General features: G+C 74.2%; 19 protein-coding genes and 1 pseudogene. 12 read left to right on the top strand and 8 right to left on the bottom strand.

The genetic code is table 11. From position 1 onward, the window contains the following. Positions 1–94: 94 nt before the first annotated feature. The gene (locus tag KGD83_RS28650) at positions 95–448 is read right to left on the bottom strand and encodes a transposase (RefSeq protein WP_249351869.1); all 354 of its coding nucleotides are present in this window, start codon (positions 446–448) and stop codon (positions 95–97) included. Beyond that, complete coding sequence (locus KGD83_RS28645) at positions 415–639, bottom strand: helix-turn-helix domain-containing protein (protein ID WP_249351868.1); 225 nt, start codon at positions 637–639, stop codon at positions 415–417. Before KGD83_RS28645 ends, KGD83_RS28650 begins: the two co-directional genes overlap by 34 nt. A 483-nt stretch (positions 640–1,122) precedes the next feature. On the opposite strand from KGD83_RS28645, the gene KGD83_RS14710 reads away from it, so the two are divergent. Genes KGD83_RS14710 through KGD83_RS14700 form a run of 3 tightly spaced genes read left to right on the top strand, consistent with a single transcriptional unit; the run spans position 1,123 to position 6,049 of the window. Beyond that, positions 1,123–2,508, top strand: coding sequence for an MFS transporter (locus KGD83_RS14710; protein ID WP_212639761.1), 1,386 nt, complete (start codon positions 1,123–1,125; stop codon positions 2,506–2,508). Next, positions 2,505–4,601, top strand: a complete 2,097-nt coding sequence (locus tag KGD83_RS14705) for a molybdopterin oxidoreductase family protein (protein ID WP_212639760.1) — start codon at positions 2,505–2,507, stop codon at positions 4,599–4,601. The genes KGD83_RS14710 and KGD83_RS14705 overlap by 4 nt, the downstream gene beginning before the upstream one ends. Next, entirely contained in the window at positions 4,598–6,049 is a 1,452-nt protein-coding gene (locus tag KGD83_RS14700) for an FAD-dependent oxidoreductase (protein ID WP_212639759.1), read from the top strand. Before KGD83_RS14705 ends, KGD83_RS14700 begins: the two co-directional genes overlap by 4 nt. 188 nt (positions 6,050–6,237) lie before the next feature. On the opposite strand, the pseudogene KGD83_RS14695 reads toward KGD83_RS14700, so the two are convergent. The 6 genes and pseudogenes from KGD83_RS14695 to KGD83_RS14670 form a co-directional block, all read right to left on the bottom strand. Next, positions 6,238–6,698 (bottom strand): annotated as a pseudogene (locus KGD83_RS14695) (anthrone oxygenase family protein). A gap of 263 nt (positions 6,699–6,961) precedes the next feature. Continuing rightward, positions 6,962–8,125 carry a PP2C family protein-serine/threonine phosphatase gene (locus KGD83_RS14690; RefSeq protein ID WP_212639758.1) on the bottom strand — a complete coding sequence of 388 codons (1,164 nt, stop codon included), beginning with the start codon at positions 8,123–8,125 and terminating at the stop codon, positions 6,962–6,964. Between the two features lie 71 nt (positions 8,126–8,196). Beyond that, positions 8,197–9,366: a PP2C family protein-serine/threonine phosphatase gene (locus KGD83_RS14685; RefSeq protein ID WP_212639757.1), complete on the bottom strand. Its 1,170-nt coding sequence runs from the start codon at positions 9,364–9,366 to the stop codon at positions 8,197–8,199. Between the two features lie 196 nt (positions 9,367–9,562). Further along, positions 9,563–11,035 (bottom strand): MFS transporter, encoded by a 1,473-nt coding sequence (locus tag KGD83_RS14680; RefSeq protein ID WP_212639756.1) that lies wholly within the window; start codon positions 11,033–11,035, stop codon positions 9,563–9,565. A gap of 221 nt (positions 11,036–11,256) precedes the next feature. Then, entirely contained in the window at positions 11,257–11,898 is a 642-nt protein-coding gene (locus tag KGD83_RS14675) for a DsbA family oxidoreductase (protein WP_212639755.1), read from the bottom strand. Between the two features lie 64 nt (positions 11,899–11,962). Continuing rightward, complete coding sequence (locus KGD83_RS14670) at positions 11,963–12,133, bottom strand: hypothetical protein (RefSeq protein ID WP_249351867.1); 171 nt, start codon at positions 12,131–12,133, stop codon at positions 11,963–11,965. Positions 12,134–12,341: 208 nt separating this feature from the next. Here KGD83_RS14670 and nirB point away from each other — a divergent pair, with 208 nt between their 5' ends. The 9 genes from nirB to KGD83_RS14625 all read left to right on the top strand — a co-directional run bounded on the left by nirB (position 12,342) and on the right by KGD83_RS14625 (position 24,308). Then, entirely contained in the window at positions 12,342–14,843 is a 2,502-nt protein-coding gene (gene nirB, locus KGD83_RS14665) for a nitrite reductase large subunit NirB (RefSeq protein WP_212639754.1), read from the top strand. Beyond that, the gene (nirD, locus tag KGD83_RS14660; protein ID WP_212639753.1) at positions 14,840–15,211 is read left to right on the top strand and encodes a nitrite reductase small subunit NirD; all 372 of its coding nucleotides are present in this window, start codon (positions 14,840–14,842) and stop codon (positions 15,209–15,211) included. The genes nirB and nirD overlap by 4 nt, the downstream gene beginning before the upstream one ends. Further along, positions 15,208–16,383: a uroporphyrinogen-III synthase gene (locus KGD83_RS14655; protein WP_212639752.1), complete on the top strand. Its 1,176-nt coding sequence runs from the start codon at positions 15,208–15,210 to the stop codon at positions 16,381–16,383. Before nirD ends, KGD83_RS14655 begins: the two co-directional genes overlap by 4 nt. Before the next feature lie 72 nt (positions 16,384–16,455). Further along, the gene (locus KGD83_RS14650; RefSeq protein ID WP_212639751.1) at positions 16,456–17,148 is read left to right on the top strand and encodes a sirohydrochlorin chelatase; all 693 of its coding nucleotides are present in this window, start codon (positions 16,456–16,458) and stop codon (positions 17,146–17,148) included. A 176-nt stretch (positions 17,149–17,324) separates the two neighbouring features. Then, positions 17,325–18,479, top strand: coding sequence for a protein-tyrosine phosphatase family protein (locus KGD83_RS14645; protein ID WP_212639750.1), 1,155 nt, complete (start codon positions 17,325–17,327; stop codon positions 18,477–18,479). A 246-nt stretch (positions 18,480–18,725) separates the two neighbouring features. Continuing rightward, a complete protein-coding gene (locus KGD83_RS14640; protein ID WP_212639749.1) occupies positions 18,726–19,445 on the top strand; it encodes a septal ring lytic transglycosylase RlpA family protein in 720 nt (239 codons plus the stop codon). Between the two features lie 91 nt (positions 19,446–19,536). Beyond that, a complete protein-coding gene (locus tag KGD83_RS14635; RefSeq protein WP_212639748.1) occupies positions 19,537–23,133 on the top strand; it encodes a TM0106 family RecB-like putative nuclease in 3,597 nt (1,198 codons plus the stop codon). Positions 23,134–23,433: 300 nt separating this feature from the next. Next, positions 23,434–23,754 carry a hypothetical protein gene (locus KGD83_RS14630; protein WP_212639747.1) on the top strand — a complete coding sequence of 107 codons (321 nt, stop codon included), beginning with the start codon at positions 23,434–23,436 and terminating at the stop codon, positions 23,752–23,754. A gap of 56 nt (positions 23,755–23,810) precedes the next feature. Beyond that, a complete protein-coding gene (locus KGD83_RS14625) occupies positions 23,811–24,308 on the top strand; it encodes a hypothetical protein (protein WP_212639746.1) in 498 nt (165 codons plus the stop codon). Positions 24,309–24,366: the final 58 nt, after the last annotated feature.

Here is a 24,366-nt window from a genome sequence, read left to right as displayed (position 1 = left end):
CTTGCGGCACGGTCGGTGCTGCGCGCCTCGCGGCCGCAGCTGGTTCCTGATTCACCGACATGGCACTCCAGAGGTCTCGGCGGGCTGGCACGGTTCACCCCGAAGGGTCAGTCCATCCGCGCGTGAGGATGTTCTGGGCCGCGTTGACGTCCGCATGAGCTGTGTGCCCGCACCTGCCGCAGCAAAAGACCGATTGGCTCTCTCTGCTCTCCGCCGCGACGTATCCGCACGGATGACAGGTCTGGGACGTGTACGCGGGATCGACCTCCACGATCCGGGTACCGGTGCGCCGGGCCGCGTTCTGACAGGCGAGCGTGAACCCGTGCCGTCCCTTGGCCAGGATCGCCCGGTTCAACCCCGCCGTCTGACGAACGTTGACACCCGGCGCCTCGACAGTGCCTTTCGCGGAGGCGGTCATGTTCTTGGTCCGGAGCTTTTCCAGCACCACGACCGCGTTCTTGGCACACAGCGTGTGCGCGGTCTGCGCGGCGAACGCCCCTTGGCACGCCAACGCACCTTGGCCTCGCGAAGCTGTTCAAGGCCGGTGTTCCACACCGCCCGACAGATATCGCCATAGACCTGGCACGACTCGGCCTGCTCATCGGTGAGTGCGAGCCGGTGCCGAAACCCTGTCAACACAGTGTGCGCACCTCCCCCTCGAACCAGCACACACACCGTAGCCACGCCCTGCGAAATTGTGCTGAGGGGAAACCGATCGCAAACTCCTCGTGCTCGACGGAAGGTGCTCCCACGCTATGAAGGAAAGCGGTCGGTTTCCGGCCACAACCCACGCTTCCCGTTCACCCGGCGGCACGGATGTCCGGTATCTTCCGGGGGCGGCGCCCGCTCACGGCGGTCCGCCGCACCCGGGAGCCCCGGGGCGGGAACGCCAGCGGGCGGCCTCCGCCACCGGCGGTGATCCGCGCCATAACGCCCACCAGGAGGTCCGCCGCGCCGTGAACGCCCCTACCCCCTCCCACCAGGAAGGACAGGGCTTCTCACCGCGGCCGCGCACTCCGGGTGAGCCGACTGTTTCCCGCGTGTTACGGCTGGACACCTCCAGGCAACGCGGGCTCCCTACCTTCGGTTTCGTCAGCAGCCGTCGAGCAGGAAGGCACGGCCGTGGCCTCTGAGACTGGCCCGCGCGCACCGCGCACCGGTAAGAGCTGGATCTCCGCCTGGGACCCCGAGGACGAAGGGTTCTGGGACGGCGGCGGGCGACGCGTGGCCCGCCGCAACCTGTGGGCCTCCATCGCCTCCGAGCACATCGGCTTCTCGGTGTGGAGCATCTGGTCGGTACTCGTGCTCTTCATGATCCCCGAGCACGGCTTCTCCACCACCCCCGAGCAGAAGTTCCTGCTCCTGTCGGTGGTCACCCTGGTCGGCGCGATCCTGCGCGTGCCCTACACCCTGGCCGTGCCCGCCCTCGGCGGACGCAACTGGACGGTCATCTCCACCCTGACCCTGGCCGTGCCCACCGTCGCCGCCTTCTTCCTGGTCCGCGACCCCGACACCCCCTTCTGGCTGCTGCTGGTCCTGGCCGCCACCGCGGGCGTGGGCGGCGGCAACTTCTCCTCCTCCATGGCCAACATCAACTCCTACTTCCCCGAACGGGAGAAGGGGTGGGCGCTGGGCCTGAACGCGGGCGGCGGCAACATCGGCGTGGCCACCGTCCAACTCGTGGGCCTGGCCGTCATCGCCCTGTTCACCACCTCCGCCGGGTACCTGGTCCCGCTGTTCTACGCGCCGCTGATCCTGCTGGCCGCCTGGTGGGCGCACCGGTCCATGAACAACCTTGTCCACGTGCGCAACGACCTCTCCGCGCAGCTGTCGGCCGTCCGCGACCGCCACTTCTGGATCATGTCGCTGCTGTACGTGGGCACCTTCGGTTCCTTCATCGGCACCGGTTTCGCCTTCGGCCTGCTGCTGCAGTCCCAGTTCGGGCTGGCGCCCGTGCAGTCCGCCGCCATCGCCGTGCTCGGCCCGGTCATCGGCTCCCTGATCCGCCCCGTGGGCGGCAGGATGGCCGACTCCCTGGGCGGGGCCCGCGTCACCCTGTGGGTCTTCCTGGCCATGGCCGCCTGCGCCGCCGTCCTGGTGCTCTCCGTCCAGGCCGCCCAGCTGGCCCTGTTCATCGGCGCGTTCGCGGTCATGTTCGTCCTCACCGGCCTGGGCAACGGCTCCACCTACAAGATGATCCCCTCGCTGTACGCCGCCCGCGCCGAGGACGCCGTCGCCGCCGGGGAACCCCGGGAACAGGCCCTGGCCCGCACCAAGCGGGTGGCCTCCTCCGTGCTCGGCCTCATCGGCGCGGTCGGCGCCCTGGGCGGGGTGGGCGTCAACATCGCCTTCCGCGAGTCCTTCGCCGCCACCGGCTCCACGGCCCCGGCCTTCGTCGCCTTCGGCGCCTTCTACCTGGCGTGCGCCGCCGTCACCTGGGCCGTCTACCTGCGCCGCCCCGCCCCCTCCCCGGTCGGCGCCGCCAGCGTGGAGAGCGCCGACCGATGACCACCACGCACTGCCCCTACTGCGCGCTCCAGTGCGCCATGCACCTGGAGGCCGGCCCCGACGGGCGTCTGGCCGCCCGCCCCGCGCCCTTCCCCACCAACCGCGGCGGACTGTGCCGCAAGGGCTGGACCTCCGCCGAGGTCCTCACCGTCCCCGACCGGCTCACCCGCCCCCTGGTGCGCAAGGACCGCGGCGCCGACCTGGTCGAGACCGACTGGGACACCGCCCTGGACCACGTCGCCGAACGCCTGCTGGCCCTGCGCGCCGAGTCCGGACCCGACACCGTCGCGGTCTTCGGCAGCGGCGGCCTGACCAACGAGAAGTCCTACACCCTGGGCAAGTTCGCCCGCCTGGCCCTGGGCACCTCCCAGATCGACTACAACGGCCGGTTCTGCATGTCCTCGGCCGCCGCCGGGGGCACGCGGGCCTTCGGCCTGGACCGGGGGATGCCCTTCCCGCTGACCGACGTCGGCGAGGCAGAGGTGGTCCTGCTGGCCGGGGCCAACCCGGCCGAGACCATGCCGCCGATGATGGGCCACCTGTCCGCGCCCACACTCATCGTCATCGACCCCCGCCGCTCGGCCACCGCCCAGGTCGCGCTCTCAGGCGGCGGCACGCACCTGGCCCCCCGCCCCGGCACCGACCTGGCCCTGGCCCTGGGACTGCTGCACGCCGCCCGCGTCCAGGGCTGGTGCGACGAGGAGTACCTCGCCGAGCGCACCACCGGGTTCGAGGCCGCCTGGGAGCACGCCGCCGCCTGGTGGCCCGAGCGCACCGAACAGGTCACCGGCGTCCCGGCCGCCCGCATCCGCGCCGCCGCCGACCTGCTGGGCCGGGCCGCCCGCAACCGCTCCGCCTACGTCCTGACCGGACGCGGCGCCGAACAGCACTCCAAGGGCACCGACACCGTCTCGGCCTGGATCAACCTGGCCCTGGCGCTGGGCCTGCCCGGCCGCCGGGGCTCGGGGTACGGGTGCATCACCGGCCAGGGCAACGGCCAGGGCGGGCGCGAACACGGCCAGAAGGCCGACCAGCTCCCCGGCTACCGCAGGATCGACGACCCCGCCGCCCGCGCCCACGTGGCCGGGGTGTGGGGCGTGGACCCCGACGCCCTGCCCGGCCCGGGCCGCTCGGCCTTCGAACTCCTCGACGCCCTGGGCAGCGGCGGCGGACCGCGCGCCATGCTGCTGCTGGGCTCCAACCCCGTCGTCTCGGCCCCCGACACCGCGCGCGTGCGCGCCCGCCTGGCCTCCCTGGACCTGCTGGTGGCCGCCGACTTCGTGCTCTCCGAGACCGCCGCCATGGCCGACGTCGTGCTGCCCGTGGCCCAGTGGGCCGAGGAGAGCGGCACCATGACCAACCTGGAGGGGCGCGTCCTGCGCCGGACCCGGGCCGCCGACCCGCCCGAGGGGGTGCGCACCGACCTGGAGGTGCTCTCCGCGCTGGCGGTGCGCCTGGGACAGCCCGCCGACCGCTTCCCCGCCGACCCCGACGCCGTCCTGGCCGAACTGGGCCGCGCCTCGGCCGGGGGCGCCGCCGACTACTCCGGCGTCACCCCCGAACGGCTGGCCTCGGGCGAGGCCCTGCACTGGCCCGTGCGCGCGCAGGAGCCGCCCACGCCCCGGCTGTTCCTGGACGCCTTCGCCCAGCCCGACGGGCGCGCCCGCCTCGTCCCGGTCGCCCACCGCCCGCCCGCCGAGGACACCGACGCCGACTACCCCCTGGTGGCGACCACCGGACGGCTGATGGGCCACTACCAGTCCGGCGCCCAGACCCGCCGCGTCGGCGAACTGGCCCGGGCCGAACCGGAGGCGTACGTGGAGGTGCACCCCGACACCGCCGCGCGCGCCGGACTCGCCGCGGGCGACTGGGCCCGCGTCACCTCCCGGCGCGGCCACACGCGCGCCCGGGTGCGCCTGGCGCCCACCGCCCGCCTGGACACCGTGTTCCTGCCCTTCCACTACGCGGGTGCCCAGTCCGCCAACAACCTGACGAACCCGGCGTTGGACCCCACCAGCCGCATGCCCGAGTTCAAGGTGAGCGCGGTGCGGCTGGAACCCGAGGACACGCACACACCAGGAGGCAGTAGTTGAGCACCGTGCAGGGAGCGTCCCCGCGTCGGATCGTGGTCGTGGGCAACGGGATGGTCGGCGCCCGCTTCGCCGAGGAGACCGCACGCCTGGACCCGACCGGAGAACGGGTCCACGTGAGCGTGGTCGGCGCCGAGCACCACCCCGCCTACAACCGGGTACTGCTCTCGGGCGTGGTCGCCGGGGACTACACCCCCGAGCAGATCCGCCTGCCCGTCCCCGACACCCCGGGCGTCACCGTGCGCACCGGCACCACCGCCACCGCCCTGGACACCGAGCGGCGCACCCTCACCCTGGACGACGGCAGCGCGCTGGGCTACGACGAACTCGTCCTGGCCACCGGGGCGCGCGCCTCCTTCCCACCGGTCACCGGGGTCGCCGGACCCGACGGCGCGCCCGGCGACGGGGTGACGGCCCTGCGCGACCTGGACGACTGCCGGAGGCTGCTCGCCCTGGCCCGTCCGGGCGCCCCCGTGGTGGTCCTGGGCGGGGGCGTCTTGGGCCTGGAGGCCGCCCGCGGCCTGGCCGGACGCGGCATGCGCGTGTCGGTGGTGGAGTCCTCGCCCTGGATCATGCGCCGCCAGATCGACCAGCCCGCCGCCCGCATCCTGGCCGAACGCTACGCCGCCCTGGGCGTGACCGTGCACTCCTGGCGGGTGGCCGCCCGCTGGGTTCCGGGCACCGGCTTGGAGCTGGACGACGGCCGCGTGCTGCCCGGCGACGCCCTGGTGGTCACCGCCGGGGTGCGCGGCAACATCGAACTGGCCAAGGACGCCGGTATCGAGGTCGAGCACGGCGTCATCGTGGACGACCGCCTGGCGACCTCCGACGCCCGCGTGCACGCCATCGGCGACTGCTCCCAGCACCCCGGCGGCGGCGCCGGACTCATCCAGCCCGGCTGGGAGCAGGCCGCCGTGCTGGCCCGGCGCCTGACCGGCGCCGCGCCGCACGCCCTCTACTCCGGAGCCAGGCCGCTGACCCGGCTCAAGGCGGAGGGGATCGAGCTGACCGCGTTCGGGCGTGTGCACGAGGAGGACGCCGACGACTTGGAGACGGTGACCATCAGCGACCCCTACGGCGGCCGCTACGCCAAGCTGTCGGTGTGCGAGGAGAAGGTGGTGGGCGCGGTACTGCTCGGCTTCCCCGAGGCCGCCGCGACCCTGGCCCAGCTCTACGACACGGGCGCCCCGGTGCCCGCCGACCGCCTGGCGCTGCTCCAGGGGCTGCCGACCGCAACCGCGGAGGAGGCCGACGGTGCGGCCGCCGAGGCGCTGGTGTGCCGGTGCAACGCCGTCAGCCGCACCGAGATCGAACAGGCCTGGCTGGACGGGGCGCGCACCCGCGAGGCCATCGCCGACCGGACCCGGGCCACGACGGGCTGCGGGGGGTGCGTGCGGGACGTGCGGGCGCTGCTGTCGGGGATGCAGGGCCAGGCCACTGCGGGGGTCTGACCCCCCGGGGGGGGACGCGGCCCGGAACTTCGCCTGGGCCGGACCGGACGGCTGGTCCGTCCGGCCCGGGGGAGCCGGACGCGCAGGCCCCGGCCGCGCCCGGGCGGAGCGTCCGGCCCCGAGGGGGCGGGAGGGGAGGGCCGGGTTGTCGCGGCGCCCGGGCCGGGAGCCGTAAGTGTCCGGCCTGGTCAGCGCAGGGCCAGGACCGTGCACAGGAGCGCGGTCAGGGAGGTCAGGGTGCGCACGTTGTTCCAGCGCACCCACACCGGCTCGAAGGCGGCGCGTACGGCGGCCGGGTCAGCGATCCGCTCGGCCGGGCCCTGCCGGTCCAGGACGTTAAGGTGGACACCAGGGCCGCCACCAGGCAGAGCAGCGCCGCCCCCGACCACACGGCGGAGGCGGTCGCGCCGACGCTGGCGTAGAGCACGGCGCAGGCCAGCACCGCCACCGGGGCGCCGATGAAGACCACGGCGAAGAACGGGTTGAGGATGGCGACGTTGATCCCCTGCATCGCCTCGATCATCACCCGGTCCCCGGATCTGCGCAGACCCGGCATCACCGCGATCGAGAACGCGAAGAACAAACCGGCGAACAGACCGGTCGCCACCACGGCGAGCACAGGAACGACCACGTGCACCATCTCCGCCACGCCACACCCCGGATTCTGTTGTCCTGCCCGCGTGTTATGGGCGGATTCTACGTGTCGTGCGGAGCGTCCACGGCCCGGCGACCGCGCCCGGCCGCCGCTGCGGACACCCGTAGCCGCGCGAGCCGGAGACCACCGCGCTGGCCGCGAGGGGCACACCAGCCGGGAGACCGCCGACCTGCCGCGCCTGTCCCCGCGCAAAGCGGGGACCCACGCGGCCAACGCACCGGCCGAAATGGGGCCGCGCTCACGACGGGAACTCCAGGTCAGCCGCGCCACTCGCAGAAGAGCACCGTGGCGTCGTCCTCGAGCCTGCCGTGGTGGTAGGCCATCACAGCCTGGATCAGGCGCCGCAGCGTCTCGGGGACAGGCAGGTGGTCGGCCTGGTGGCGGATGACGAAGTCCACGAACCGTTCCAGACCGAACTCGCGGCCCTCGGAGTCGCGGGCCTCGATGATGCCGTCGGTGTACAGCAGCAGCCGGTCGCCGGGTTCGAGCTGCTTGCGGCACACCGTCACCGGCAGCCCCAGGTCCATCCCCAGAGGGTGGGAGGGCTCGCACTCCAGTTCGTGCGTGCCGCCTCCCCGGATGAGCACCGGCGGCAGGTGCCCGCAGTTGACCCAGTACAGCTCCCCGGTGGCCATGTTCAGCTCGGCCAGGATCGCGGTGGCGAAGCGGCTGCGCACGAACTCCTCGGTCAGGATGGCCTCCACCGCCCCGGGGATCTCGTGCAGTTCGGTGCCGCTGCGGCGCTGGTTGCGGAAGGCCCCCACGGTCAGGTTCGCGACGAGTCCGGCGGCGGTGTCGTGGCCCATGGCGTCGAACATCGCCAGGTGGATGACGTCGCCGTCCAAGGCGTAGTCGAAGGAGTCCCCGGCGTTGTCGTAGGCCGGTTCGGTGGCGGCCGAGACGGTGACCCTCTGGTTGGCGAAGGTGCCCGGCGCCATCAGCGTCCACTGCATCTCGGCAGCGACCGACATGGGCTCGGTGCGGATCAGCCGGGCGTAGGCGTCGCTGTTGGAGCGCTTGTCGACCACCAGAAGGCCCACCATGGAGGCCAGGGTCCTCACCGCCAGAACGTCCTCGACCGATCCCACGTGCAGCACGCCCAGGCGTTCGGTGCCGTCCAGGACGGGCATCCAGTAGCGCGGCTCGTCGCCGATCCGCACGGGCTCGCTCTTGGTGTAGGCCAGGCCCGCCACCGTGCCGTCCACGCGCATCTCCCGACCGCCCCGGTGCGCGTCCGGCCCCTCACCGGTCACCTCGCGCAGGACCCGCTCCTGGCGGTCGGACAGGTAGACGCTCACGTCCGTCAGCCCCACCCTGGCGGTTTCCTGGGACAGGAGCGCCGGCAGCTCCGCGAAGGAGCTCAGATGGCTGGCGACCGCCAGAGCCGACACCACGCCGTCGATTTCCGTCTGTGCTGACATACGGGTACCTGGGATTCGTCTCGGTTGCGCCGTCCTTACCGTTTCGCCCCTACCCCGTCCGCTTCCCCGGCTCAGCCGTGCCACTCGCAGAAGAGCACCGTGGCGTCGTCGCCGAACCTGCCGTGGTGGTACTCCAGCACCGCGTGCACCAGGCGCCGCAGGGTCTCGGGAACCGGCATGTTGTCGGCCTGGTGGCGGATGACGAAGTCCACGAACCGCTCCACGCCGAACTCGCGGCCCTCGGAGTCGCGGGCCTCGATGATGCCGTCGGTGTACAGCAGCAGCCGGTCCCCGGGTTCGAGCTGCTCGCGGCACACCGTCACCGGCAGCCCCAGGTCCATCCCCAGAGGGTGCGAGGGCTCGCACTCCAGGTCGCGGACCTCCTCGCCGCGGATGAGCACCGGCGGCAGGTGCCCGCAGTTGACCCAGTACAGCTCCCCGGTGGCCATGTTCAGCTCGGCCAGGATCGCGGTGGCGAAGCGGGTGCGCACGAACTCCTGGATCAGGGTGTTCTCCACCCCCCGGCAGATGTCGGCCAGCGGGGTGCCCTTGCGGCGCTCGTTGCGAAAGGCCCCCACGGCCAGGTTCGCGATGAGCCCGGCGGCGGTGTCGTGGCCCATGGCGTCGAACATCGCCAGGTGGGCGGTCTCCCCGTCCAGGGCGTAGTCGAAGGAGTCCCCGGCGTTGTCGTAGGCCGGTTCGGTGGCGGCCGAGATCGTCACCCGCGAGTCGGCGAAGGTGCCCGGCGGCATGAGCGTCCACTGCATCTCCGCCGAGACCGACATGGGCTTGGTGCGGATCAGCCGGGCGTAGGCGTCGCTGTTGGAGCGCTTGGCGATGACCAGCAGCGCCACCATGGAGGCCAGGTCGCGCATCGCCGAGCGGTCGGGGTCGCCCGGATAGCTCACGTGCAGCACGCCCAGGCGCTCGGCGCCGTCCAGGACCGGCACCCAGTAGCGCTGTTCGTCCTCCATCCGCACGGCCACGCCCGTGACGTAGGCCTGACCGGCCGGGGAGTCGTCCACCAGCAGGTCCTCACCGCCCCGGTGGGCGTCGGTGCCCTCTCCCGTGACCTCGCGCAGGACCTGCTGCTGGTGGTCGGCCAGATAGATGCGCGCCTGGGAGAGCCCGGCGCCGTCGGCCTTCTTGGCCACGAGGGCGGGTAGCTCCTCGAAGGTGGCCAGGTGTCCGGCCCGCACGAGGGAGACCATCAGCTCGTTGGACGCGTGTTGCACCGACATGGCAGCACCCCGGAATCCGGCACGACAGCCGTTCGTCTCACGAATCCCTACCCGCCGTGCCATCTTTCGACCAGAAAATACATCTTCGCACGTGAGAGCCCGACCGAACAGGCCACGGCCCCCACCGAAACCTCCCTCGCGGCGCACGGTCCGAAACCGCTTCTGCGACCGGGAAGGGCACTGACCCCGCGCCCGCTCACCGGCCGGCGGTGCGTTCCGCGCGTTCCTCCACCGGGCGTTCCTCCACCGCGCGGGCGTCCGGCGCGTGGGGGACGGTGTCCGCGAGGGCGAGTCCGGGGGACGTGCGCTCCGGGGGCCGCGGACGCCCTTCGGCGGGGCCGACCGCCTCCCGCGCCCGCGGGCCGTCGAGTGAGCGGAACACCGGGGCGACCAGGGCGGCGACCGCCGTGACGCCCGCCAGCACGGCCAGGACGGCTCCGGCCACGGGCAGCCCGGCCGCGGTGGCCACCGCCGCGAGCGGGGCGCTGGTGAGGGCGGGCGCGGCGAGCATGACCGTGTTCTGCGCCCCCAGGACCCGGCCGCGCATGTGGTCCGGGGTGGCCTCGACGGTCAGGACGCCGAGCACCGCCGAGGCCGGCGCGAAGGTCAGCCCGACCAGGGCGGCGGCGCCCAGCACCAGCCACGGGGAGGCCATCGTGCCGACCGCGCCGAACCCGACCAGGGTGCCGCTCATACCGAGGACGAACCAGCTGCGGCGGCGGACCCGCCCGGCGGTGGCGGCGTAGAGCGCGGATCCGGCGATGCTGCCCGCAGCGAGCGCGCTCAGCGTCAGCCCGGTGAGCCCGGGAAGCCCCTGACCGGTGAAGTAGGCGGGCATGAGGGTGGTCTGCAGCGAGCTCAGGACGGCGACGAGCACCGCGCTGATCAGCGTGGTGCCGAGCAGGAGCCGGGTGCGGCCCAGGAACCGCCACCCGTCCAGCAGGTCGGTCACCGCCCGGCGCACCGGGCCGCCGACGGCGGCCGCACCGGAGGCCCCGGCCGGGTCCGGGTGCCCCCGGACGACCCGGCCGGCCCGCGGATCGAGCAGCAGGGTCATGGCCGCGGCGAGCAGGCTCGTGGCGGCGGTCACGAGCAGCAGCGCCGAGGACAGCCCGAGCACTCCCACGAGCAGCCCGCCCAGGCCGGGACCGGCCAGCAGCAGGACGTTGCCCATGGTCTCGCGGGTGGCGATCATCCGGTCCAGCCTCCCCGGCCCGGCGGCCCCCGACCGCCCGCGCCGACCGCCTCGCCCGCCCGGCCGGTCGGCTCCGAGCCGGGCCAGGGCGGGCAGCAGCGTCTCCTGGGCCGTCATCCCGGGTACGCGGATCAGCGCCCCCACGACGGCCAGGGCCAGGAACCAGCCCATGTTCAGGCCCCACAGGGCGTCGACGACCGGCAGCGCCGCCACCGACAGGGCGGCGAGCAGGTCGGAGACCACCGAGACCCGGCGGCGGTCGATCCGGTCCACGATCAGACCGCAGACGAGCCCGGCCAGGGCGGAGGCCGCCGTGGACGCGGTCGCGAGTACGCCCGCCGCCAGGACGTCGCCGGTGCGGTCCAGGACGAGCAGCGGCATCACGACGCCGGCGATGCCCTTGCCCAACAGGGACAGCCCGTACGAGGCGAAGTAGACCGTGGCGCTGCGGCGCATGACCGTCTGGCCTCCCATCGGTGTTCGGGTCGGGTGGTGGCGTTCCCCCCGGCCCGTGCCGGGGACGCGGGGTGAACCGCGTCCCAGCAAAGGCCGTGCCGTAGCGGCACACTCAAGGCCCCGGTCCTGTGGCGTGGGCCACTCCACGGGGGAGGAGTCGACCGGACCGGACGCGCGAAGAGGGCCCGCGCCCGGCGTGAACCCGGACACGGGCCCTGGTCGGGACCGCGACGCGCCGTCTACCCCCGGCCGGCCTGGTGGGCCTTGTCCAAGGCGGACAGCACCACCTCAACCGACTGGGCCCCAGAGATGCCGACGGCGCGGTCCACGACGAAGAAGGGCACCCCGGTCGCACCCAGCCGGCGGGCCAGGGCGATGTCCTCGCGCACGTCCTCGGCGTGCTCCGCGCCCTCCAGCACCCGCCGCACCTCCCGGGCCTCCAGACCGGCCTCGGCCGCCACCTCCACCAGGGCGGCGGTGTCGCTGAGGTCGCGGGCCTCCACCAGCTGGGCGCGCATGAACCGCTCCTGCGCCCGGGCCTCCAGGCCGCGGGTCCGGGCCAAGTGGATCAGGCGGTGGACGTCGAAGGTGTTGACCATGACCCCGCCCGCGAAGTCGTAGTCCAGGCCCTCCTGGGCGGCCACCCGCGTGACCTGCTCGGTCATCGACCGCACCTGCTCGCGGGGCGCCCCCATCTTGCGCGAGAGCGAATCGTAGACCGGCTCGCTCACACCCGGCGGGAAGGAGGGGTCCAGCTGGAAGCTGCGCCAGCGCACCCGGACCCGGTCGGCGTGCTCGAACAGCTCCAGCGCCCTCTCCAGGCGCCGCTTGCCGATGTAGCACCACGGACAGACGACGTCGGACCACACCTCGACCTGCACAGGCCAACCCCCCACTCACCCACACGTTCCCCAGACGCATTCGCCGCTCCGGCTCCGAGCCACCCTAGCCGGGACCCGGTACCGGCAGCCGCGCCCGGCCCAGCGGCCGCCCGGTGGCGGCGCCGTAACCGCGGTCGGCGTCGCGGTCGCGGGCTAAGGAGAGCGCCAGCCGGTCGGAGTCCACCCCTTCGCCGCGCACCGCCTCCGCGTGCACCGCCTCCGCGTGCGCCGGCACCGCCGTCTCGGACCCGCGCCGCGCCCCCGGTGTGACCAACCACCCAGAAGCGGCCCGCCCGGCACCCACCCTGGCGCTTCACCCCGCATCACGCACCCGCCACCTGGGGTGGCAGCACATCGAAACAAGCGCGACACATACGGCTGACCGTCGGGAAACACCCGGGAGGTTGCCTGAAACCCGTCCGACCCCGCAGCAGGAGGAGCCCATGGAAGAACTCGTCGTCATCGGCAACGGCATGGTCGGCCACCGCCTCGTCGAGGCCCTGCGCGACCGCGACACCGCCGGGCACTGGCGCATCACCGTCGTGGGCGAGGAGCCCCGCACCGCCTACGACCGGGTGGCCCTGTCCTCCTACTTCGACGGCGCCAGCGCCCAGGACCTGTCCCTGGGCGACCTGAGCGGCCCCCACGTGGACGTGCACGTCAACGAACGCGCCGTGGACGTGGACCGCGCCAACCGCACCGTCACCACGGCGAGCGGACGCGTCCTTCCCTACGACCGGCTCGTCCTGGCCACCGGCTCCACACCCTTCGTGCCGCCCGTGCCCGGCCACGACCTGCCCGGCTGCCACGTCTACCGCACCATCGAGGACCTGGACGCCATCACCGCCTCCGCGCGCGGCGCCAGCACCGGCGTGGTCGTGGGCGGCGGCCTGCTGGGTCTGGAGGCCGCCAACGCCCTGCGCCTGCTGGGCCTGCGGGCGCACGTGGTCGAACTCGCCCCCCACCTGATGCCCGCGCAGATCGACGAGGGCGCCGGAGGCCTGCTGCGCACCCTGATCACCGACCTGGGCGTGGGGGTCCACACCGGTTCGGCCTCCACCGCCGTGGAGGCGGGCCCCGACGGCCGCGTGGCCCGCCTGAGACTGGGCGAGGGCTCCCTGGACGCCGACCTGGTCGTGTTCTCCGTGGGCATCCGCCCCCGCGACGACCTGGCCCGCGCGATCGGACTGGAGGTGGGCGAGCGCGGCGGCATCGTCGTCGACGACACCTGCACCACCAGCGACGCCCACATCCACGCCGTGGGCGAGGCCGCCAACCACCGCGGCACCGTCTACGGCCTCATCGCCCCCGGCAACGCCATGGCCGAGGTCGTCGCCGACCGGCTCGTGGGCGGCCGGGCCACCTTCACCGGCGCCGACACCTCCACCAAGCTCAAGCTCATGGGCGTGGACGTGGCCAGCTTCGGCGACGCCCACGGCCGCACCCCCGGCGCCCTGGACGTGGTCGTCAACGACGCCGCCAGCGGCCGCTACGCCAAGCTCGTGGTCTCCGACGACGCCGCCACGCTGCTCGGCGGCGTCCTGGTCGGCGACGCCTCGGCCTACGCCACCCTGCGCCCCCTGGTCGGCTCACCCCTGCCCGGCGACCCCTTGTCGCTCATCACCCCCGAGGGCGCCGCCCTGGGCGCCGACGCCCTGCCCGACACCGCCCAGATCTGCTCGTGCAACGCCGTCACCAAGGGCGAGTTGACCGAGGCCATCTCCTGCGGCAACCACGACGTGCCCGCGCTCAAGGCCTGCACCAAGGCGGGCACCAGCTGCGGCTCGTGCGTTCCCATGCTCAAGCAGATCCTCGCCCAGGCGGGCATCGAGCAGTCCAAGGCCCTGTGCGAGCACTTCCCCCAGTCGCGCGCCGAACTGGTCGAGATCGTGCGCGCCACCGGTACCACCACCTTCTCCGGGCTCATCGCCGCCCACGGCACCGGGCACGGCTGCGACGTGTGCAAGCCCGCGGTGGCCTCCATCCTGGCCTCCCTGGGCAACGGGCACATCCTGGAGGGCGAACAGGCCACCCTGCAGGACACCAACGACCGCTACCTGGCCAACATGCAGCGCAACGGCACCTACTCGGTCGTGCCGCGCATCCCCGGCGGCGAGATCACCCCCGACAAGCTCATCGTCATCGGCGAGGTCGCACGCGACTTCAACCTCTACACCAAGATCACCGGCGGCCAGCGCATCGACCTGTTCGGCGCCCGCCTCGAACAGCTGCCCGTCATCTGGAAGCGGCTGGTCGACGCCGGTTTCGAGTCCGGACACGCCTACGGCAAGTCCCTGCGCACCGTCAAGTCGTGCGTGGGCACCACCTGGTGCCGCTTCGGCGTCCAGGACTCGGTGGGCCTGGCCATCCGCCTGGAGGAGCGCTACCGGGGCCTGCGCTCACCCCACAAGCTCAAAGCCGCCGTCTCCGGGTGCGCCCGCGAGTGCGCCGAGGCCCGGGGCAAGGACTTCGGCGTCATCGCCACCGACAAGGGCTGGAACCTGTACGTGGGCGGCAACGGCGGCTTCACCCCCCGCCACGCCGAACTCCTGGCCTCGGACCTGGACGAGGACACCCTCATCCGCTACGTCGACCGGTTCCTGATGTTCTACGTGCGCACCGCCGACCGCCTCCAGCGCACCGCCCCCTGGATCGAGTCGCTGGACGGCGGACTGGACCACCTGCGCGACGTCGTCGTACAGGACTCCCTGGGCATCGCCGCCGAACTGGAGGAGGCCATGGCCCGCCACGTCGACGCCTACGGCGACGAGTGGGCCGCGGTCCTGGCCGACCCCGACAAGCTCGCGCGCTTCGTCTCCTTCGCCAACGCCCCCGACACCCCCGACCCCACCATCGCCTTCACCACCACCCGCGACCAGCCGGTCCCCACCGCTCCCGTCAGCCTGGGCATGCCCGCCCGCCGACCCCAGGAGGCCACCCGATGACCGTCACCACCCCAGCCCAGCCCACCACCTGGATCGACGCCTGCGCCCCGGCTGGCCTGCGCGTGGAGGACGGGGTGGCAGTGCTGCTCCCCGACGGCCGCCAGGTCGCCGTGTTCCGCACCCGCGACCAGCACCTGTACGCCGTCGACAACATCGACCCCTACACCGGCGCCGCCGTCATCTCCCGCGGTATCGTCGGCGACCGCGCGGGCGAGCCCACCGTCGCCTCACCCATGCTCAAGAACGTCTTCTCCCTGCGCACCGGCCAGAGCCTGGACGACGAGCACGTGCGCCTGACCACCTGGCCCGTGCGCCAGACCGACACCGCCGTGCAGATCGGCGCGCCCGCCCAGGAGGGCACACCGTGAACACCTCCCTGGACGACGACACCACGGCCCCGCCCGCCCGGCGCCCGGCCGAACCCGCCACCACCGCGCCCCTGGCCGGGTTCACCGTCGCCGTCACCGCCGCCCGCCGCGCCGAGGAGATCAGCGCCCTGCTGCGCCGCAAGGGCGCCCAGGTCCTGGCCGCACCGGCCCTGCGCATCGTGCCCCTCAGCGACGACCAGCGCCTGGCCGCGGTCTCCGAACAGCTCGCCCGCCGCCCCGCCGACGTCGTCGTGGCCACCACCGGCATCGGCTTCCGCGGCTGGGTGGAGGCCTGCGAGACCTGGGGCACCGTCGACCCGCTCCTGGCGAGCCTGCGCACCTCGCGCCTGCTGGCCCGCGGCCCCAAGGCCAAGGGCGCCATCCGCGCCGCCGGGCTCACCGAGGAGTGGTCACCGCCCTCGGAGTCCTCCGCCGAGGTCCTGGACTACCTGCTCGCACGGGGCGTGCGGGGGCTGCGCGTGGCCATCCAACTGCACGGCGAACCCCTGCCCGACTTCACCGCCGCGCTGCGCCTGGCCGGAGCCGACGTCGTCGAAGTCCCCGTCTACCGCTGGACCCTGCCCAAGGACACCGCACCCCTGGACCGCCTCATCGAGGCCGTCACCAGCGGGGGAGTGGACGCGGTCACCTTCACCAGCGCCCCGGCCGCGGCGGGGCTGCTGTCCCGCGCCCACACCACCGGCCACCACGCCGCCCTGGTCCGGGCCCTGCGCGGAGACGTCCTGGCCATGTGCGTGGGGGCGGTCACCGCACGCCCCCTGATGGCCCACGACATCCCCACCGTGTGGCCCCAGCGCGCCCGCGTCGGCGCCCAGGTCCGCGCGCTCGCCGAGGAACTGCCCGCACGCTTTCCCACCCTGTCCGTGGCCGGACACCGCCTGCGCCTGCGCGGCCACGCCGTCCTGGTCGACGGCACCGTGCGCACCCTCTCGCCCACCCTGATGCGGGTGCTGCGCGAGCTGGCGCGCAGGCCCGGCCAGGTCTTGGACCGCACCCGCCTGCTCACCTGCCTGGGCGAGGACGCCGACGCCCACGCCGTGGAGACGGCCGTGGCCCGGCTGCGCACCGCGCTGGGCGCCCCCAGGATCATCCAGACCGTGGTCAAACGCGGCTACCGGCTGGCCCTGGACCCGCCCGAACGCGCCCTCTGACGAGCGCACCGGCCCATCCGACCGAGGGAGAGGAAGAAGCGGACCACCGGCCCCGGCCGTCCGCGCCAAGCGATGCACCGACACCCCACCCTGCTGCTGGCCGTCCACGGCACCCGCGACCCCCACGGCGCCGCCGTGGCCCACTCCCTTGCCCTGCGCGTGGCCGAGGTGACGGGCCGACCCACCCGCCTGGCCTTCGCCGACGTGCTCGCGCCCAGCGTCGGCGAGGTCGCCGCCAGCACCCCGGGTCCGCTGGTGGTCGTGCCCGCGTTCCTGGCCTCGGGCTACCACGTGCGCACCGACATCCCCCACCAGCTCGCCCGCGCCGGACGCGCCGACGCCGTCATCACCCCCGCCCTGGGCGGGCACCCCGCCGTCCTGGACACCGCCGTGCGCCGCCTGGTCGGGGCCGGGTACCGGCCCGGGGACGCCGTGGTGCTGGCCTGCGCCGGGACCTCCGACCCCTTCGCGGGCGCCGAACTGGAACAGGCGGCCCAGCGCATGTCCCAACGCCTGGGCGCCCCCGTGGAGCTGGGGTTCATCGCCACCGGCGAACCCACCGTGGCCCAACGGGTGGCCCGCCTGCGCGAGCGGGGGCACCGCAGGGTGGCCGTGGCCAGCTGGCTGCTGGCGCCGGGACTCTTCCACGACCGTCTGGCCGGGGCGGGCGCGGACGTGGTTGCCCGCCCGCTGTGCCCGGATGCGGCCCTGGCCGACGCCGTGGCCGCGCGCTACGACCGGGCCGCCATCGCCCAGCCCGTCTGACCCGGGGGGGTGCGACACCGGCGCGGGGGAGCGGCGCCCCCGCGCCGGGCACCGGCCCGCCCGCGCGCTGCCCGGGCATGGCCACAACCGGCCTCCGGGTGCGCCGGGTCACCGGGCGGGGAAGACCATCCGTGGGTTCCCCACCCATCCCGGTCCGCACCGCCCCGAGGACGGCCATGCCCGCAGTACCCGCCCCCCTGCTCGACTTCCACCACCCCGCCAGCGACCGGGCCGTCGGCGCCCTGTTCGGCGCCCCGGCCGCCGCCGCCCTGGTCGGCGCCTCACCCTCCCTGACCGCGCACACCACCGGACCCGGCACCGCCCACGCACGCCTGGTCCGCGCCGCGCTCACCGACCTCGGCGGATCCGAACAGCCGCCCCGACCCCCCGAGAACCCCGTCGAGCGCGCCTGGGCCGCGGCGCTGCGCACCGCCGCCCGCACCGCCGCCCTGCCCCGCTCCGCCACCGCCCTGGAGCACACCGCAGCCGAGGACCCCCTGGGCGCCTCCTGGCGGGCCCTCACACGCACCCCCCGCCCCGCCGAGGACCCCGCCCGCGGCTCCTTCGCCTGCACCCACCTGGTCGACTCCGTCTGGTCGGCCTACGCCGCCGCCGGGGACCGGGCCGCCCTGTACACCGGCACCCTGGCCACCGCCCTGTGGGGCGCCTCCGCCCTGCCCCTGCACGCCCTGCGCCGCCTGTCCGAGACCACAGACCCCCACACCCTGACCACCACCGCCCTGACCACCGCCCGCGGCCCCCACCCCACCCTGTGGCCCGAGCACCCCGTCCTGGTCGCCGAACCCCGCCGCCTGCCGCCCTTCGCCGTCCCCCACCCCTTGGACCCGGGCGTCCTGCTGGGCAACCTCGACCACCTGCGCGCCCGCCCCGACACCGTGGACGCCGCGGTCTCGCTGTGCCGCACCCATCCCAGCGACGCGCCCCACCTGCCCCCAGCCGACTGGGTACGGGTGTGGCTGCACGACCGCAGGGGCGCCAACTCCCACCCGCACTTCACCCTGGACGAGGCCGCCGCCGCGGTCGCGGCCCTGCGCGCGGAGGGCAAACGCGTCCTGCTGCACTGCTGGGCGGGCGCCTCGCGCACCCCGGCCGTGGCCACCCGCTACGCCGTCGCCGCCCTGGGCGCCCCCGTCCTGCCCACCCTGGCCGCCATGATCCGCACCGTGGGCGGGCACTTGGACAACCCCAGCCTGTCCACCGCCGTCGCCCGGCTCAGCGGCGTGGACCTGCCCGACCCGGCCGCCACCCTCTTCCCCGAGGGCGTGCCGCCCCGGCGCCCCGAACTGCCCGAACCCCACATCACCGGGTGACGAACACCACCGGCCCCTGAGGTGACAAGTTCCACAAACCCTCCCTTTCCGGTACCGTTACCCTCGCGTTACCCCTAGGATCTGCGCCCAGAACCCCGCGCACCACCCGGCGGCCCGCTCCAGGCGCCGCGCCCTCCCGTGACCCGGGGCGCCGCGCCACCCGCGCACCCCGCCACGGCAACCGCGCGCCCCGCCCCGGAGCACCCGCGCCGCCACGCCCTGTTCCCGTTCGAAGGACTATCCGTCGTGGGCACACACCAGCCCCAGAACCCGCCGGCCGAAGAAGAGGCCACCCGCGCCGACGCGCCCGTGGGTCCCCGCGTGGCCGCCAAGCGCTCCCGCCGCAAGCGCACCCTGATCCTGGCCTCGGCCACCGGGGCCGCACTGCTGGTGGGCGGCACCGCCGCCGCGGCCGTCATCGCCACCGGCGCCGACCCGGGCAGCGCCACCAACGCCGCGGGCGCCCCCCAGGCCGACCCGGACCCGCTGGTCGCCGACGACGCCACGCCCAACGCCGGGCAGGAGCAGCGGCAGCTCGCCGAGGAGGCCGTCGGCTCCGCCACCCAGCGCTCCAGCACCGACGCCTCCGACATCCTCGAAGAGCCCGAGGAGGAGGAGACCGAGGAGGCCGAGGAGCCCGCCGCCGACACCGGCTCCGAAACCGAGTCCACCGGCCAGGGCGGCTCCTGCCAGGCCTCCTACTACGGGGCCGACTTCGCCGGACGCACCACCGCCAACGGCGAGACGTTCGACCCCAACGCCATGACCGCCGCGCACAAGACCCTGCCCTTCGGCACCCAGGTCCAGGTCACCAACCCGAACAGCGGCGCGTCCGTGACCGTGCGCATCAACGACCGCGGCCCCTACGTCGACGGACGCTGCCTGGACCTGTCCACCGCGGCCTTCGACCAGATCATCGGCACCGGAGCCGGTGTGGGCCAGGTCGAGTGGCAGGTCGTGGGCTAACGCCCCCGCCGCGCGTGTGAGCCCCCACACGTCACCGCTTCATGGCACAATCCCCAGCACCCACACCAACACCACACAGGGGAGCAGGGGCGTGTTCCGCACCACCACCGGCTGGGTCGTCTCACCCACCGACCTCGTCGACACCCTGGAGTGCGACCACCGCAGCGCCCTGAAGACCGCCCTGGCCGCCCGCGTCGAAGGCGCACCCGCACCCGCCGACATCGACCCGCTCGTGGCCCAGCACGGCCTGGCCCACGAACAGGCCGAACTCGAACGCCTCAGCGCCCTGGTCGAGGTCGCCCGCATGCCCGACCCCCACCCCGATGACGCCTCCCTGGCCGCGGCCGCCCAGGCCACCGCCGACGCCATGGCCGCCGGAGTCCCCGTCATCTACCAGGGCAGCTTCCACCACCGCCTCACCGAACCCGACCCCGACGGGCGCACGGTGTCCTTCCACGGCCGCGCCGACTTCCTCATCCGCTCCGACCTGGACCCCGCCACCGGCCGCACCCGCACCCCCGCCCCCGAAGACTGGACCTACGAACCCTGGGACACCAAACTCGCCCGCCGCCCCGGCCCCGGCGCCGTCGTCCAGCTCGCCGCCTACGCCCACGCCGTCAGCGTCGCCACCGGTCGCACCCCCCAGCACATGCACCTGCTCACCGGCGACAACCACACCCACACCCTGCCCACCGCCGACTTCACCCCCATCCTGAGCACCGTCACCACCCGGCTGCTCACCCTCCTTGCCAGCGAACCCGCCCTGCCCGCCCCCACCTGGGGCCAGCCCCGCCCCGCCTGCGAGGGCTGCGGCTACCAGGCCTGGTGCTCCCAAGGGCGCACCGCCGCCCGCCACCTGTCCCTGGTCGCCGGACTGCGCACCGACCAGGCCGCCAAACTCACCGACTCCGGCCTGGACACCATCGACGCCCTCGCCCGGGCCGACGACGACCAGCGCCCCGCCACCCTGCCCCGCCGCTCCTTCGACCAACTGCGCGCCCAGGCCGCCCTCCAGGTCCGCCAGGACCGCACACGCACCCCCGACAACCCCCAGGGCACCGTCACCGCCGAGGTCTTCGCCCCCGACGGCCTGGCCAGCCTGCCCGCCCCCAGCCCCGGCGACGTCTTCTTCGACATGGAGGGCTACCCCTACCACTCCCGCGAGGGCGAACGCGGCCTGGAGTACCTCTTCGGCGCCACCACCGAGGACGCCCACGGCGCCGAGACCTTCCACGCCTTCTGGGCCCACGACCGCGCCCAGGAGAAGAAGGCCCTGGAGGACTTCGTCGACTTCGCCACCGCCCGCGTGGACTCCGACCCCGGCGCCCACGTCTACCACTACGCCTCCTACGAGGTGGACCGCCTCAAACACCTGAGCTCGGAGTTCGCCACCCGCGAGGAGGAGGTCAACAGGCTCCTACGAGAGAACCGCCTGGTGGACCTGTACACCGTCGTGCGCAAGAGCCTGCGCGTGTCCCAGCGCTCCTACTCCATCAAGTACCTCGAACCCCTCTACCTGCCCGCCGCCCGCTCCGGCGGCGTCACCACCGCCACCTCCAGCATCGACGCCTACGCCGCCTACCTGGCCGCCGCCGAGGCCGACGACCACGACCGGGCAGCACGGATCCTGGCCGACATCGCCGCCTACAACCGCGACGACTGCCACTCCACCGCGCGCCTGCGCGACTGGCTGGAGGACCACCGCACCCACCAGGGCATCACCGACCGCCCCCTGGTCCAGCTCGAACTCACCGAGGCCGAGGCCGAACGCGCCCGCAAACGCCAGGAGAAGGCCGCCCGCCACGCCGCCCTCACCGAACCCCTGCTCGACCAGGTTCCCGACCAGGCCCAGGACCGCGAACCCGACCACCACACCCGCGCCCAACTGGCCGCCCTGGTCGGCTACTACCAGCGCGAGAACCTGCCCCCCTGGCGCGAGCACTACCGCCGCACCAGCGCCCCCCTGACCGACCTGGAGTCCGACACCGACTGCGCCGTGCCCTGGCAGGTGCGCGCGGGGGAGTGGATCGAACCCGCCGGCCGCCAGCGCAAGTCCCGCCGCGAACTCTCCCTGCGCCTGGACACCGCCCACCCCCACCCCTTCACCTCCGGCCAGGACGTGCACCTGCTCTACCCCGGCGCCCCCGGCCAGCCCGCCACCACCACCCAGGCCAAGGTCGCCGAGGCCGACGCCGACACCCTGGCCGTCACCGAGACCTGCGACCCCGACTCCACCTACTCCCGGCCCCCCGTCGCCGTCCTGCCCGGCTCCCCGGTCAACCCCGCCCCCAAGGACGGCGCCCTGGAAACGGTGGCCCGCACCGCCCTGGACACCCTGCCCCAGTGGCCCCACCACCCCGGCCTGGACGTGCTGCGCCGCATCCCGCCGCGCCTGAACACGCCCGGCCCGCTGCCCGACCCCGCCGACCACGACGGCGACCTCATCAACGCCACCATCGCCGCCGTGGACCGCCTGGAGGGCTCCTACCTCGCCGTGCAGGGCCCTCCCGGCGCGGGCAAGACCTACCTGGCCGCCCAGCTCATCACCCACCTGGCCCGCCAGGGCAAGAGCGTGGGCGTGTGCTCCACCGGCCACAAGGCCGTGGAGAACGTCATGACCGCCGCCCTGCGCGCCGCCGAGGCCGCCGGGGTGGAGGTGGCCGCCGCCAAACGCGCCAAGGGACGCGGCAAGGACACCGACCGGGACCTGCCCTGGGAACAGCCCTCCAGCCCCCAGGCCCTGGCCAGCTGGCGCGACAAGCACACCGCCCAGGGCCACCCCGTCCTCATCGGCGGCACCGCCTGGGCCATGTCCAACGCCGCCATGCTCGCCGACCCCCTGGACGTGCTCATCATCGACGAGGCCGGACAGTTCGCCCTGGCCGACACCCTCGCCGTCTCCGCCGCCGCCCGCAACCTCGTCCTGCTGGGCGACCCCCAACAGCTGCCCCAGGTCGTCCAGGGCACCCACGGCGAAGGCGCCGACGCCTCCGCCCTGCAGCACCTCATGGCCGGACGCCAGATCATCGACCCCTCACGCGGCTACTTCCTCGACCAGACCCGCCGCATGCACCCGGACGTGTGCGCCACCGTCTCCGCCCTGTCCTACCAGGGCCGCCTCCACGCCCACCCCAGCACCGCCGACCGGGCCCTGGCCGCCCTGGCGCCGGGCGTGTACACCCTGCCCACCCCCCACCAGGGCCGCACCACCCACAGCCCCGAGGAGGTCCAGGCGGTGGTGGAGGTGGCCACCCACCTGGTCACCGACAAGGTCACCGACTCCGCCGAGGCGCACCCGCGCCCCCTGACCGGCCACGACATCCTCGTGGTGGCCCCCTACAACCTCCAGGTGCGCGCCCTGCGCCGCGCCCTGGCCCAGGCCGCCCGTACCCGCCCCGCCCTGGAGGGCGTGCGCGTGGGCACCGTCGACAAGTTCCAGGGCCAGGAGGCCACCGCCGTCATCTGCTCGATGACCACCTCCAACGCCGCCGAGGCCAGCCGCGGCACCGCCTTCGTCCTGGACCGCAACCGGCTCAACGTGGCCCTGTCGCGGGCCCAGCTGGTCGCGGCGGTGGTCTTCTCACCCGACCTGCTCACCACCGCCCCCCGCAGCATCGACGAACTGCGCCTGCTCTCCTCCTTCACCCGCCTGACCGAGGGCGCCCGCCCCTGGCCCGCCGCGCGCTGACCCGCCAGGCGCCGCGACCGCGCTCACCCCCGACCGCCGCCCCAGCCCACACGCACCCCCACCCCCAGTTCAGGCCCGGTACGGCGGCCGGGACGACGCCGCACCGGCCCCCACCGCGCGGTTTCGGACGCCTCGCGAGTGGAGTACGTTTTACACAGCACCGCACGCGCCCCGGACCTCACCGGCCAGGGGCGGTGCCCTGCGTCTTCTGACGGCAAGAACCACCACCCGCACCCCGGTGCGGGCGTGCCCCCGCCCGCCCTGGACCGCCACCCGTTCTCGAAAGGCACCACGGCCCCCGTGTCTGACCGTCCCTCCGCCCCCGGCAACGGCCGCAACACCCGCCACCCCACCGGCATCCGCGTCGTCATCGCCCTGTTGGCACTGATGTGCCTGGTGCTGGGGCCGGCCGGCTACCTCCGAGGGCTCAGCGTCCAGGCCCACGCCGGCTCCGCGGCCGAGTGGTTCACCCTGGCCTTCGGCGCCGCCGTGGGCATCCCCCTGCTGGCCGCCGCCGTGGCCACCGTCGCCGGGGACCGCAGGGCCGCCCTGTGGTCACTGGCCCTGCTGGTCTGGCCGGTGGTCTTCGTCGTCGCCATCCACCTGGCCCAGGCGCTGTGAACCCCGCCCGTCCGGCGGGACCCGGCCCCCGCCCGAACCGGCGGTAGGCTACCCACGTGTCACCCAAGAAACGCAAGCGCCGCAAGGCCCAGCGCCCCGACACCGCCCCGCACCAGCAGGAGGGCGCCGCGGAGACCGGCCCGCCCCCGCCCTCGGCGAGCGTCAGCCGCACCCCGGTGGTCGTCGCCGACCCGCCCGACCGCAGGATCACCGCCCTGTGGGTGGTACTGGCCCTGGTGTGGCTGCTGGGCACCCCGCTGGCCCTGGCCAACCTGCTGTTCGTGTTCATGGACCTGCAGGAATCGGTCGTCTACGCCGCCCCCGACGCCCCGGTACCCCCCGAGAGCCTGGACCCGGTGGGCAACGCCCTGGTCTGGGTCCTGGTCCTGGCCCTGGCCGTCCCGGCGGCCTCGGCCGTGGCCGCCCTGGTGCTGCGGCGCAGGATCGCCGCGATCGGCTTCACCGCGGCCCTGGTCGTCTCGGCCCTGCCCCTGCTGTGGGTGATGCCCCCGGCCCAACTGTGGGACGCCCTGACCACCCACCTGTTCGGCTGACACCCCGCCCCGCCCGCTCCGCCGCCCCCGGGCGCCCGCGCCGCCTCACGCCTTCGCG

It is taken from the genome of Nocardiopsis akebiae, from assembly GCF_018316795.1.
GTDB classification, from domain to species: domain Bacteria; phylum Actinomycetota; class Actinomycetes; order Streptosporangiales; family Streptosporangiaceae; genus Nocardiopsis; species Nocardiopsis dassonvillei.
This window is presented reverse-complemented; position numbering and strand designations above follow the sequence as displayed.